We start from the raw sequence: 12,781 nt of genomic DNA, 5'->3' as shown, positions 1-12,781 counted from the left end.
ATGATTAAGAAACTTCTATCGCCTCCTTCTATCGATTGGTCGACTAAGTTCAACCGTAAACTCGAGGTTGTAAAAGATAGTAATCTTAAAAATTACTATACTGCGGGGTTGCCAGATCCAAGCACGCCACTTGAGGACGTGTTGTTTCTTGCCATGGACTTTGAAACAACAGGGCTCGATTCTGATAACGATGACATCATTACCATTGGGACTGTCCCGTTTAACCTGAATCGAATCTTTATCAACCAAGCCCGTCATTGGACAGTACGCCCTCGCAAACAACTTGCGGAAGAATCAGTAGTGATTCATGGTATTACCCACTCTGACGTATTGGATGCTCCTGATCTAGCCGGCATCTACGACCAAGTACTCGAACAGATGTCTGGTAAAGTGATGGTGGTGCACTATCAACGCATTGAACGAGAATTCTTCGACAAGGCACTGGTTGCTCGTATAAAAGAAGGTATCGAGTTCCCCGTTGTCGATACCATGCACATTGAGACTCAACTGCAACAGAAGCACAATGGCGGTTTACTCAATAAAATCTTTGGTAAAAAACCAGAGTCGGTTCGTTTAGGTGCTAGCCGTTCACGTTACAACCTTCCCCAGTACACGCCTCATCACGCATTAACAGATGCGGTGGCAACTGCGGAGTTGTTACAGGCTCAGATTGCACACAATTACAACCGTAAGATGCCAATCAGCCAACTTTGGATTTAATTTTGTACTAAATAGCACGCAATAAAAAAGGGACGATACACGTCCCTTTTTGTTTACCTATTTCTTTAAACCTATCGGCGCTCAGTACGCATACCGAGAATCAAGCTTACACACATCAACAACAAGACAATGGTGAATGGTAGCGCAGTAGAAATTGCACCAGCTTGTAGGGCTTGTACCGCTTCAGAACCACCAATCCAAAGAAGGGCAACCGCAATCGCGCCTTCCATAAATGCCCAGAACACGCGCTGAATAACTGGCGCATCCACTTTACCACCAGCCGTAATGCTGTCGATAACCAGTGAACCTGAGTCAGAAGATGTAATGAAGAATACCAATACTAAGATAACCGCAATGATTGATAGGATTGAGCCAAATGGCAATACATCAAACATTTGGAACATCGCTAGTGATACGTCCGTCAGGCCATCTGTACCTAGTTGGCCAACACCGTTGATCACTTGATCAATCGCCATACCGCCGAAGGTAGACATCCAAAGTACTGTTACTGCTGTTGGTACAAGTAGAACTGCTGTGATGAACTCACGAACCGTACGGCCTTTAGATACACGCGCAATAAACATACCTACGAATGGTGACCAAGAAATCCACCAAGCCCAATAGAATACTGTCCAACCTTGGAACCAAGCTTCATCTTCACGGCCATGTGGGTTACTTAAAGGAATCAAGTTTTCAATGTAAGCCATAAGCGTAGTACCGATGTTACCTACTACGATTGCATAGCCAATCAGCGCCACTAAGATCAATAGCAAGAACGCCACGATCATGTTGATGTTACTAATGACTTTAACACCGCCATCAATACCACGTAGTACCGACACAACCGCTAGAAGTGTCACTACTGTGATTACGATAACCTGTAAACCAAGACCTGAATCAACACCAAATACGTGGTGAATACCACTTGCAGCCTGTTGAGCACCTAAACCAAGCGATGTCGCTAGACCAAACAAAGTCGCTAGTACCGCTAAGATATCCACGATGTGACCTGCCCAACCCCAAGCGCGGTCGCCTAGTAGTGGATAGAAAATCGAACGAATAGAAAGTGGTAGGCCTTTGTTATAAGCGAAGAAAGCTAGTGATAATGCTACAACACCGTAAATTGCCCATGGGTGAAGACCCCAGTGGTACATGGTTGCACCTAGCGCTAACTTCGCTGCTTCAGGAGTATTTGCTTCAACACCTAGGGGAGTTTCATACCAACCGGTGAAATACGCTACTGGCTCTGCCACACTCCAGAACATTAGACCGATACCCATACCTGCGGCAAACAGCATTGATAGCCATGATAAGTATGAATAGTCTGCAGTGGCGTCAGTACCACCAAGGCGAATTTTGCCCAGAGGTGAAACAATCAGCGCTAAACAGAAGATAACAAAGATGTTACCTGACCAGATGAACAACCAATCGAAGCTACCAATAATTTGCCATTTGATACCATCCAGCGTTGCTTTCGCTGATTCAGCATCCATAACCAGAACGGCAATTAAGAAAACTGCTATCAGACCTGCACTCCAACCAAACACTGGGTTGTGCACGTCGAATCCCCACTTCTGTACGTTATCTTGCCCGATGGTATAATCGGTACTGTCGATACTGTACTTATCTATGCCTTTAGTCATCGTTCCTCTCTAGCATTTTTTCCGTTTGAGTATCAAAGATTGATTAATAAATCATTAGAGTTAAAAATGATTTTCAAAACGTAATAATCTGATACACCTCTCATTATTGTACTCTGATTGTGGTTATGTTCCAGTAATAAGCTGTTTTTTAGTCATATTTTAAGAATACCCCATCACGAATGATGGAATAATCATCAATTAGATATACACTAGCAAAGCAATATCATTCGTGTTCTAAGCAAGCACGCAAAACCTGAATTCGGTATGGTGTGAGCATATTAAAAATTTGTGTCAAATGAGGCTTTTTTTCATTACCCATTTGATGTATTTTCGCCTACTTCTCAACACTAAGTTCATAGGGAACCGCATTGGAAAAGCACGAAGAAGTCCTTATTTCGATTCGTCAGATCATTCGAGCAATCGACCTACACTCTAAAAAACTAAGCAAAGAGTCTGGCTTGACTGGCCCACAGCTTATATTAATGCGTTCAATCCGTGAGCTTGGAGAAGTGACGATTCGACAACTGTCGGATCACACCAACATGAGCCAAGCAACAGCCACAACTATCCTTGACCGTCTAGAGCGAAATGGGCTCGTTCAGCGTGTTCGTAGCAGCAAAGATAAACGTAAAGTTCATGCTTATCTGACTGAAAAAGGCCAAGCATTGTTGGACAACGCGCCTACCCCTCTGCAGCAAAGCTTTATTACTAAGTTTCAACGACTAGAAGAATGGGAGCAATCGCTGTTGCTTTCTTCAGTACAACGAATTTCCTCAATGATGAATGCCGAAGACATTGATGTGGCACCAGTCCTAGAACTCGGCAGCATTACCAAGCCTGAGTAGTTCTATAGTTTATTTGCTTAACTTTCTTTTTGCGCTTACGTTTATTTAGAGAGCAATAGTCGTTGTTCCGCGCAAAAAGAAAGATGTAATGAACAAGAACAGCCGATTACGACATTTAGATGACGAGGCGATCCTCGACCTAAAACAGCAAAAGCAAGTCCTCAAAGTTATCGCCACCATTACCCTTCTTGTGTTTATTCCTCTTGGTATTAAAAATATCTTGATCGGGGAAATTATGCTCGGCGTGGTTTTACTGGCATTTGAAATCTCATTGCTCCTTGAAATCACAGCTCTTATCTATAACAAACAGACACTGTTCGGTCACTACATCCCACTCGCCCTGCTTGTCATATCTGCGGTGCTTGCAATCAAAGTATTCGGAACACTCGCAACATACTGGCTCTACCCTGTTGTTATTAGCATTATTTTTCTCTTACCTAAGAACGAAGCCTTCATTACCAACTTTATAATGATTATTTGCGCTGGGTTCGCAGCATTAATGCATCAAGAATTTGCCGTCACTATTCGTTACATCATTTCGCTCATCGTCACGACCATTATTGTCCATGTTGTCGTTGCCGCGATACGAAATCTCCAACAAGATCTACGGATGTTGATATCTACAGATGCCATGACAGGTGCACTAAACCGCCATGAACTCCCTAGCGCTTTGGAGCGCACGCTGAGTGACTATCCATGTTCAAGCATCGTAATCATAGACATAGACATAGACAACTTTAAGTCCGTGAACGACCAACATGGACACGATGTTGGAGATAAAGTGATTGTGAATATAGTCAACACCATCAATACGCACACGACTGACAATGAGTTGCTTTTTAGACTTGGTGGTGATGAGTTCTTGCTCGTCATCCAAGGACAAGAAGACTCCTCAGCAGAAACGTTAATGAATCGGCTGAGTAAAAAGATTCGCCAAGGCAACTATCCCCATAATCAGCCTATGACGATCAGTTCTGGTATTGCACAATCAAAGGCATTCGAAGAGATAAAAGAATGGATGAAGCGTGCCGACCTCGCTCTATATCAATCAAAGCATCTAGGGCGGGATCGCGTGTCAGTGTATACTCCGGTACTAGAGCCCCAATTGGATTTGTGTTCAAAGTCGAATGCAAGCCACATTAGCTCGACGTAAAAATGGGCAGCTCACTTTCCCCTTTCACTTGTCTTATCGCGAGGTGGGTGTGTATATCTTTGACATTTTCTAGCCGCTGCAATTTTCGCGTAAAAGACTCATAACCTGCTAAGTCATGACTAACCACTTCCAGCAAATAGTCATAAGCACCTGACACAACATGACAGCTAATCACTTCATCCATTTCGCAAACCGCAGACTCAAAGTCTTCGATACTTGTCGCTTGGTGGTTATTTAGACTGACTTCGACAAACACCGTCATTCCAATACCAATCCGTTGTTTATTCAAGCTCGCTCGATAATGCGCAATAATGCCTGATTCTTCCAAACGCTTAATTCTTCGAGCACAAGGAGATGCAGACAAACCAACCTTATCTGCAATGTCTGCTGTCGACTGGCGAGCATCTTGCTGGAGCAGCCTTAAAATTTGCTTATCTGTTCTATCCATATCCCATTCCGCACTTTTCTATCAATTGAGATTAAGTATTTAACGTTTTCAGTCAATTTAGTCTTAATTTATAACGAATATTGCCATATTTCACCCACTACTTAGCTTCATACTATAAGAAACTCAAACACAACTCACGGACGAACATGGTTTCTGGATATTTGGCAATGATTGCCACGCTTTTACTTTGGTCTGGTTTTTTCTTATCACTTCGTAGTGGGGCTCACTCCGAGTTAATGACCTCAGATATCGCATTCACGCGATTTCTCGTTCCTTGCATTATATTGCTACCAATCGTATTGAAAGCGCGTCAGTCTATACTCGCCGTTCCAAAACGCTATCTGTTAGGTATGTTTATCGGCAGCGGGCTACCTTACTTATTTATTGCCGGCACGGGGATGAGCTTCGCTCCGGTGGCAGATGGCAGCGCATTAATTCCCGGGACATTGCCACTGTTTGTATCAGGAATTGCTATTGTACTTTTTAAGCAACCATTAAGCTCACACCGTATTTTTGGCCTTGGCTTGGTCGTTGTCGGGATCGGAGCATTTTTGTCCCATAGCATTAGTAATCCTTCCACCCAGCTTTTACAGGGTCACGTTTTATTCTTATTAGGAAGCTGCATGTGGGCAGTTTTTACAATTTGTGCCCGAGTATCAAATTTGAACCCTCTAGTGACATCAGGGCTAGTCTCACTCATGTCTTTGTGTTGCTTAATCACATTAACTGTAAGTGGCGTGTTTGAGAGTCATTTGTTGAATAATCAGATTTCTTCTTGGCCTTGGGAAGAGCTATTGGGTCATACTCTATTGCAAGGTGTAGGCGCAGGGTTGATCGCCGCATTCACTTATCTACACGCAATTTCTACGCTTGGAGCAGAACGTACCGCAGCTTTTGGCGCAGCAACTCCAGCTATTGCCACCTTACTTGCGATGCCAATTTTCTCTGAGCAACCAAATAGTACCGTATGGATTGCATTAGCCTTCATTAGCATAGGTAGCGTCATCGCAAGTAATATATTTATGAAACAAGATAGTTCCTTGCACTATCAGCCGCCAAGCTTTGAAAAATAGAATGGTCTGGTACTTTGCCGTGCTTAGTTAATACAGGTATAGTCCCCTCTCCCTAGTAGAAAGATGGATTGTGTAAAGTGAAAACACCATGTATTGCGGCCTGCAAAAACAACGATGGTATATGCAGCGGATGCCACAGAACAATGGATGAGATCGTTAACTGGCGACACCTCACTGATGACGAGCGAGACCAAATAATAGAAAAGCTCAGTGGTACACAATCCAGTCACACCTGCCCTTCTTGCCAAGAACCAGCGCACTGCGATATTAGTCAAGGCAAGAGCACATGTTGGTGTTTTGAACTCGATAAACGTGATACCTCAACGTTAGCAAGCAGCGACGTATGTTTGTGTAGAAAGTGCCTATCAAAGCTCCCTACTGAATAAATATCTTCTATTTTCACCATATAATTTTGGATTAGTTTTTCTAATCCAAAATTAAAATATTTATCCTGCGTCAGATCACACTTTTTGATTGCACCACATCTCAACTCCCTCTAATATCTCGCGCCTGAAAGTCCCCTTTAAAACTTTATTGATTAGCTTTGCTACGGCAAGGTTAGTCGTTTTTGCGCTTTGAATTTAGGTTTAGTTGGAAATGTCAGCTTCTTCTCAAGTTATCAAATTAACATTCTTGATTGCTATTTTAACGGCTGTTGGTCAAATGACTCAGACGATGTATGTCCCTTCAATTGGCTACATGGCGAGTGAGTTCTTAGTATCTCCAGCAGCACTTCAAGCGGTTATGGCTTGCTACCTAATTCCTTATGGTCTGTCACAATTCGTATATGGGCCTTTATCCGATCGTCTCGGCAGAAAACCAATCATTATTGTTGGTTTAATCATCTACATCGTAGGTACGATTGTTGCCCTATTTGCACATCAATACGAATGGTTTCTCTTAGGTAGCTTCATTCAAGGTCTTGGTATTGGTTGTGGTGGCGCAATGTCGCGCACGTTAACGCGTGATGTTTTCTCTGGCGCCGAGTTACATAAGGTGAATAGCCTAATCAGCATGTGTGTGATCTTTTCGCCTTTGATTGCACCCGTATTAGGCGGTTACTTATCTGAAGTATTTGGTTGGCGTTCTAGCTACATGTTCTTGGCACTATTTGGGATTGCCGTGGTAATCACTATGATGACAAGTTTCATTGAGACATTACCAAAAGAAAACCGCCGTTTTGAACGTGTAAGTGACAGCTACCGTTACGTGTTATCTGATAGACGCTTTCAGGGCTACTTAATTTGTTTGGTTGCGACTTTTTCTGGTGTGGCGATCTTCGAAGCTGCGGCAGGTGTTTTGCTCGGTGGTGTGTTACAACTCCCAGCGACAACCGTCAGTCTGTTATTCGTTTTACCGATCCCAGGCTATTTAGTCGGTGCGGCACTTTCTAGCTTGATAGCAGCTAAAAAGAATGAGAAAAGTGCACTTATGTTTGGTTTGTTTGCCATTATGGCAGGCTCGTTAATTGTGCTGATTCCAGGAATAATGGGACAAACCACAGCACTAACACTCATTGGCGGCGCAACGATTTACTTTTTAGGTGCGGGTATATTATTCCCTGCGGCTACGACGGGGGCATTGTCTCCATTGCCTTATCATGCGGGAACAGGTGGTGCAGTACTTGGTGGAATGCAAAACCTTGGTGCGGGTTTAGCCACACTGGTTGCATCAGCCATTCCTACCACAAACCAAATGCCTTTAGGTGCTCTTATGCTCCTGATGTCTTTGCTCGCTTTGATCGGTCTAATTCGCGTATACCGTAAACACGATCAGTCAAACGACCAAATGCCTTTGGCAGTTTAATCATACGAAAACCCACATCTACATATCGTTGATGTGGGCTTTGTCTTTTTACTTTAATCGTTTTCTTTTGTTGCAGATACAAAAAAACCAGCACTAGGCTGGTTTAATCGAAATAATGGAGGCGCCTCCCGGAATCGAACCGAGGTCCACGGATTTGCAATCCGCTGCATAGCCACTCTGCCAAGGCGCCATTATTTTGGTTGCTCTTAGAGCTAAGTTGAGATGGTGCCCCGGGCCGGACTTGAACCGGCACAACGCGAACGTCGAGGGATTTTAAATCCCTTGTGTCTACCAATTCCACCACCAGGGCACACAAATTTCTTTGTGATGCCGTTTAGAACAATAAACACCATCTAAAATTTATTAAAGAATGGAGGCGCCTCCCGGAATCGAACCGAGGTCCACGGATTTGCAATCCGCTGCATAGCCACTCTGCCAAGGCGCCCTTTTCTTTCAACGCTTTAGGTTACCCACCGTTGCGTTCGGTGCATACTTTACGGATTGAGCTTAGAGAGTCAAACAAAAAAGTCACTTTTTCTTTTGTTTGATGAGTTTTGAATCAATATGATGGTTGTTTGATCGCGTTTGTTCGTTTTTACTACAAGGAAGTAACTATGAGTAAAGTTTACTTATTCGATTGGGGAGATACCTTAATGGTCGACTACCCTGATCAAACTGGGAAGATGTACCAATGGCCGCACGTTGAAGCTGTCGAAGGAGCGGAGGTAATACTCAAACAATTGAGTCAATCTACCACTATCTATATCGCAACTAGTGCGCAAGACTCTACAGAGTCTGAAATACAACAAGCATTCCAACGAGTAGGACTCGACACTTACATTAGCGGCTATTTTTGCAAAGCGAATCTTGGACTCGAGAAACAAGACCCTGAGTTTTACAAAGCGATCATTGCTTCAATTGGTCAAACTGCAAACAACGTTACCATGGTCGGGGACAGTTTAGAAAAAGACATTTATCCGGCATTAAGTGCAGGGCTAACAGCAATTTACTTTCATAAGGAAGGGCAACCTGTACCCAAGGGAACCCAACATATCACACACCTAGAACAATTGATCGATTAATTAAAATCCGCTCTTTACCTCAACCAAGGTTAAGGTTTTATAGTCCTTTTCAATTCCCCACTCTTTGAAAAGGACTATATAGTGAAAACGTTAATTTTATTTTCCAGCGCAAACAAGCAAGGGAACACCGCAAGGGTTGTTTCTGAGGTGTCTACGCCAATTAAGACGGAAGTCATTGATATCGATTTACTACGTATCACACCTTATAACTACGACAACAACTACCCTGCCGATGATTTTTACCCGCTGGTTGAGAAAATGCTTTTAGCCGATAGCATCGTGTTTGCGTCTCCTATCTATTGGCATTCTGTTACTGCACCGATGAAGGCTTTAATAGATCGTATGACCGAATTGCTGGATGTAAAAGAGCTAAAACCTAAAGCACGTCAACTTGAAGGAAAGCGTGGCTTTGTAGTCACCAGTTCGGCTAGCCCTGAGATTTGCCCCATTTATCATGGTTTTTTTAAAAACGTGTTCAAGTACTTCAACATAGATCTGGCTGGTACGCTTCATGCGCCTTGCCGTGAGGGATATTACATCGAGGCTAACGAGCTCAAACAATTTAAATCCACCCTAAACGCAGAGTAATAAAAAAGGCTTAGTGAAATCACTAAGCCTTTAGAATACTCTTCAAGAAAACGCTATGCCGTCGTCGCCTGCGGTTGGTATCGCCCTGGCTTGTGGTTCATCGCCAGAATCAAGTTAGTCGCAATGGCACCAAGCACCGACAGAAGAATCAGTGATACATCAACGATGAACAACGACATAACAACGATGGTGCAATCCAACGCCATTTGAACCTTGCCAGCACGAATGCCGTAGCGCTCTTGCAGGAACAGAGCAAGAATGTTGAAACCGCCCAAACTCATCTTATGACGGAAAATTACCAACATACCAATACCAATCATGCCTCCACCAAGGAGCGCTGCATAAAAAGGGTCAATACGTGCTATTTCGATCACATGATGTAAATGGTCTACAGCAAAAGAGACAATTGAAACGGCGATAAAGGTATTTAGAGTAAAACGCCAGCCCATACGAGCGACTGACAAAATATAGAATGGTAGGTTTAGAGCGAAAAAGATCTGTCCAAAACTAAAGTCACTCACTTTAGTCAAAAAGATTGCTAAACCCGCAGTACCGCCAGTCAATAACCCTACTTTATTAAAAAAGATAACGCCAAGTGATACTAATGCGCTGCCTAAGAGTAACGCGAGCATATTCTCACGTAAGCTATGTTCTTTATCCATTTTAGACTTCCTATCCCTTACGATTCACAAAAATTGAGGTGAATCAAACCCGCATAAGATGTCCATAATTGATAGAAAAGTCGAGAATTGCCTTTAATTGTCAAAGCTATTATGTGTTAAACCAACTTTACACTTTGTTAAATTATCCCGTAAGTCGTAGGTACGCATACTTATAAATTTATTTGTTTCGGCATACAAGATTGACGATATTCTCGCCACTATTTGATTCCGCACCTGAACACGTTTTGCGCTGTTCTTTGCAACTCGAATCCTTAACTTTCTTCGTGTTATACATAGCTTCGTCTGCCAAACAAATTAGCGCGTCTTTGCTCTTAGTTTGATCTGGGAATTGGCTTACTCCGATACTGGCACCGACATGTAATTCACGCTCATTAAACACAATAGGTTCATTAATCGCTTGCGAAATCTGCGCTACCTTAATCGGCACTATGTCAAAGTCATTTAGAAGGTCGAGACAAACCACAAATTCATCTCCCCCTAATCGGCCGACAAAATCAGATTCCCTAATGCAGCCTGACAGACGCTCTGCAATTTGAATAAGCACGAAGTCACCTGCATCATGCCCATAAGTATCGTTAATACACTTGAAGTCGTCTAAGTCGATAAAGAGCAATGCTAATTTGCATTGGGTACGATTTGCTTTAACGATAGCGTTTTCTAGTTGTTTATCAAATGCACGTCGATTCACTAGATTGGTCAAAGGATCATGCTCTGATAAGAAAATCAGCTGTTCTTGTTTATGTTTTAATTGCTGCGTTTGACGAACGACTTCTTCTTCCAGTTCTTGTTTAGTAACGGTTGAGTGACGTAAAGAGACGGTCATTTGATTGAAGAAGCTAGCGATAACTCTAAATTCACTGTCCATTTTAACGGCTTCGACTTTGGTATCGAGTTGACCCTTTGCCAAGCCCAAGATGGCAGTTTTCATCGCCTCTGCACCCGCTTTGAACCTAAACAGAATTAACCACGCCGTCACACTCACAAGGATTGAACAGATAATTAGCCATGCAGCAGCAGTCGACATGACACTTTGCAAAATCGCGTTATTACGATTTAGAACAGTTTGATGAACATAAACAAGCTCTTCAGTCATGTTCTGTACAATCATGTTGTAACGAGAATGAAGCAGTCCCCTTGCATTAATATTCGCCTGTGAAGCATTCACCAAATCAATCTCAGGCGATGATTTTAGCTCTTTTTCTTGAATGATTAGCGTATATAAGCTGCGGTTCATTCGCTGAATATTATCTAGCTGAATATTGCTGTTTTTGTATGCCGTTAGCTTTGTATCAAGCTCCGCTTGAGCAAGTTCAACTTGGGTTAAGCTAGAGTCATCTCCAAACTGTTTGAACACCCATAGTTGGCTTCTTAACAAATCGACACATAGCTGTAAGTCGATAATTTGATCCAATTCGGACTTAGTGACGTTTTGCTGAGTATTGATTTTCGAGAAGGAGATGACAATAAACAACGTCAACATCATGGTTGTCGTTGAAAGGATAAACATCTTCTTAAACAAGGAATCCAACATGGCCTACTCTCTTTGTGCAAGTACTTGTTGATATGGATAACTGTAAAAGACTTGCCTGAAGTCCGGTGGGGAAGCCTTGACCAAATCACTCTCGATTGCCCAACGTGCTTGTAACTGAAGATTAGACAGCAATGAGTTTCCAAGAGACAAGCGGAACAAGTAATCTTCCCATGACCACTCTACTTGGTTGAGTGGAATATCAAGCCTTGCTGCTATCATAGTCAGGGCTTCTTCAGGGTTGCTGTTTATCCACTCGATCGCTAACTCAAGTGCTTGCAGTAAGCGAACTGGCTCATCTCCAACAAATTCCAAATAAGGTGAGCGCGAGATAAGATTAAACGAGAGCTGGTATATCCCCTTTACACCTAAATTCGTGACTTCTGCAACAGATAGAAGGTTTGCTTGAAATCCCATAGGCTCCCAAGCTGAGATTGCATCAACACGATAGGATAACAAAGCAGGTACAAGCTCATGAGGCTGCATATACACTTTGTCGATAAGATGCTTTTCAACGCTATTGCTGATAAGGACTGAATCTAAGTAAAACTCGCTCGCGGTTCCTTTCACTACCCCTACTTTTCTGCCTGCTAAATCTGAGACATTTGGAATCCTAAAAGGCGCAAGTGTTAAGAGTTTTAGATCGTTATCAGATTCTACAAAGCTTGCCAAAAGTGATAAGTCATCTCTTTCAAAACTTTGAAACATGACTACCGATTCCGACGCGGTCGCGTAATCTACGTTTCGCTCGATCATGAGTTCCGTGCATGCTGCCCCACTGGAGCAAGGATAGAGAGTCACATCTAGGTTGAGTTTCTTAAACAGACCCAATTGTTCCGCGACTAAAAACGGAGACGAAAGAGGCGTTAACGACACCCCTATCTTAATTTGAGAAGAAGGAGGATATTGCGTTTCTCTATTTTTATTTATTACGCTCCAAGCCACCGCGCACAACACAATCACAGATACTAAAAGCGCCAATTTTGGTTTAGTCACAACCGGCACGTTCAACACACCCCAACAATAAGAAACCTAGCACATATAAACCTAGTCGATATTTTATAAAGATGGCATCGACTACTCACATTTCGGCTTTATATGTGCATATTCAGCCTCTAAGCGTGACCTGAGTCACTTTATTCTAGGTTATGAAGTTAGTTGCCAAGGTTTCAAGTTGCGGCTCTTGTTTGGCCGTTTTCGCTATTTGAAGCG

13 protein-coding genes and 3 tRNA genes are annotated in these 12,781 nt (G+C 42.8%); 8 read left to right on the top strand and 8 right to left on the bottom strand.

Annotation, left to right across the window (positions count from 1 at the left end; all coding sequences use genetic code 11):
- A complete protein-coding gene (locus tag AAFX28_RS06790; protein WP_408686703.1) occupies positions 1-720 on the top strand; it encodes a 3'-5' exonuclease in 720 nt (239 codons plus the stop codon).
- 71 nt (positions 721-791) lie between these two features.
- Here AAFX28_RS06790 and AAFX28_RS06785 read toward each other — a convergent pair whose 3' ends face one another.
- A complete protein-coding gene (locus tag AAFX28_RS06785; protein WP_408686702.1) occupies positions 792-2,363 on the bottom strand; it encodes a BCCT family transporter in 1,572 nt (523 codons plus the stop codon).
- 368 nt (positions 2,364-2,731) lie between these two features.
- Here AAFX28_RS06785 and AAFX28_RS06780 point away from each other — a divergent pair, with 368 nt between their 5' ends.
- Together AAFX28_RS06780 and AAFX28_RS06775 are read left to right on the top strand one after the other, a co-directional pair.
- Positions 2,732-3,208: a MarR family winged helix-turn-helix transcriptional regulator gene (locus tag AAFX28_RS06780; RefSeq protein WP_408686701.1), complete on the top strand. Its 477-nt coding sequence runs from the start codon at positions 2,732-2,734 to the stop codon at positions 3,206-3,208.
- 88 nt (positions 3,209-3,296) lie between these two features.
- Entirely contained in the window at positions 3,297-4,361 is a 1,065-nt protein-coding gene (locus AAFX28_RS06775) for a GGDEF domain-containing protein (protein WP_408686700.1), read from the top strand.
- Here AAFX28_RS06775 and AAFX28_RS06770 read toward each other — a convergent pair.
- Complete coding sequence (locus AAFX28_RS06770; protein WP_408686699.1) at positions 4,348-4,809, bottom strand: Lrp/AsnC family transcriptional regulator; 462 nt, start codon at positions 4,807-4,809, stop codon at positions 4,348-4,350. The two genes, AAFX28_RS06775 and AAFX28_RS06770, sit on opposite strands and share 14 nt — an antisense overlap.
- Positions 4,810-4,955: 146 nt before the next feature.
- Between AAFX28_RS06770 and AAFX28_RS06765 the strand changes: the two genes are divergently transcribed.
- The 3 genes from AAFX28_RS06765 to emrD all read left to right on the top strand — a co-directional run bounded on the left by AAFX28_RS06765 (position 4,956) and on the right by emrD (position 7,688).
- Positions 4,956-5,882 carry a DMT family transporter gene (locus AAFX28_RS06765; protein ID WP_408686698.1) on the top strand — a complete coding sequence of 309 codons (927 nt, stop codon included), beginning with the start codon at positions 4,956-4,958 and terminating at the stop codon, positions 5,880-5,882.
- Between the two features lie 77 nt (positions 5,883-5,959).
- On the top strand, positions 5,960-6,268 hold the full coding sequence (locus tag AAFX28_RS06760; RefSeq protein WP_408686697.1) for a cysteine-rich CWC family protein: 309 nt from the start codon (positions 5,960-5,962) through the stop codon (positions 6,266-6,268).
- A 211-nt stretch (positions 6,269-6,479) separates the two neighbouring features.
- The gene (gene emrD, locus AAFX28_RS06755) at positions 6,480-7,688 is read left to right on the top strand and encodes a multidrug efflux MFS transporter EmrD (protein WP_408686696.1); all 1,209 of its coding nucleotides are present in this window, start codon (positions 6,480-6,482) and stop codon (positions 7,686-7,688) included.
- Between the two features lie 116 nt (positions 7,689-7,804).
- On the opposite strand, the gene AAFX28_RS06750 is transcribed toward emrD, so the two are convergent.
- The 3 genes from AAFX28_RS06750 to AAFX28_RS06740 all read right to left on the bottom strand — a co-directional run bounded on the left by AAFX28_RS06750 (position 7,805) and on the right by AAFX28_RS06740 (position 8,133).
- Positions 7,805-7,878 (bottom strand) — tRNA-Cys (locus AAFX28_RS06750).
- 33 nt (positions 7,879-7,911) lie between these two features.
- Positions 7,912-7,998, bottom strand: a tRNA-Leu gene (locus AAFX28_RS06745).
- 61 nt (positions 7,999-8,059) lie between these two features.
- A tRNA-Cys gene (locus AAFX28_RS06740) sits at positions 8,060-8,133 on the bottom strand.
- A gap of 169 nt (positions 8,134-8,302) precedes the next feature.
- On the opposite strand from AAFX28_RS06740, the gene AAFX28_RS06735 reads away from it, so the two are divergent.
- Together AAFX28_RS06735 and AAFX28_RS06730 are read left to right on the top strand one after the other, a co-directional pair.
- A complete protein-coding gene (locus AAFX28_RS06735; protein WP_408686695.1) occupies positions 8,303-8,770 on the top strand; it encodes an HAD family hydrolase in 468 nt (155 codons plus the stop codon).
- An 81-nt stretch (positions 8,771-8,851) separates the two neighbouring features.
- Positions 8,852-9,358 carry a flavodoxin family protein gene (locus tag AAFX28_RS06730; RefSeq protein WP_408686694.1) on the top strand — a complete coding sequence of 169 codons (507 nt, stop codon included), beginning with the start codon at positions 8,852-8,854 and terminating at the stop codon, positions 9,356-9,358.
- A gap of 53 nt (positions 9,359-9,411) precedes the next feature.
- Here AAFX28_RS06730 and AAFX28_RS06725 read toward each other — a convergent pair whose 3' ends face one another.
- The 3 genes from AAFX28_RS06725 to AAFX28_RS06715 form a co-directional block, all read right to left on the bottom strand.
- Complete coding sequence (locus AAFX28_RS06725) at positions 9,412-10,020, bottom strand: YitT family protein (RefSeq protein ID WP_408686693.1); 609 nt, start codon at positions 10,018-10,020, stop codon at positions 9,412-9,414.
- A gap of 178 nt (positions 10,021-10,198) precedes the next feature.
- Positions 10,199-11,572, bottom strand: a complete 1,374-nt coding sequence (locus AAFX28_RS06720; RefSeq protein WP_408686692.1) for a diguanylate cyclase domain-containing protein — start codon at positions 11,570-11,572, stop codon at positions 10,199-10,201.
- 3 nt (positions 11,573-11,575) lie between these two features.
- Positions 11,576-12,574, bottom strand: a complete 999-nt coding sequence (locus tag AAFX28_RS06715) for an ABC transporter substrate-binding protein (protein WP_408686691.1) — start codon at positions 12,572-12,574, stop codon at positions 11,576-11,578.
- Positions 12,575-12,781: the final 207 nt, after the last annotated feature.

The organism is Vibrio sp. TBV020, from assembly GCF_046056895.1.
Lineage (GTDB): Bacteria > Pseudomonadota > Gammaproteobacteria > Enterobacterales > Vibrionaceae > Vibrio.
The sequence above is the reverse complement of the archived record's forward strand: the minus strand, read 5'-3'. Positions and strand labels throughout refer to the sequence as shown.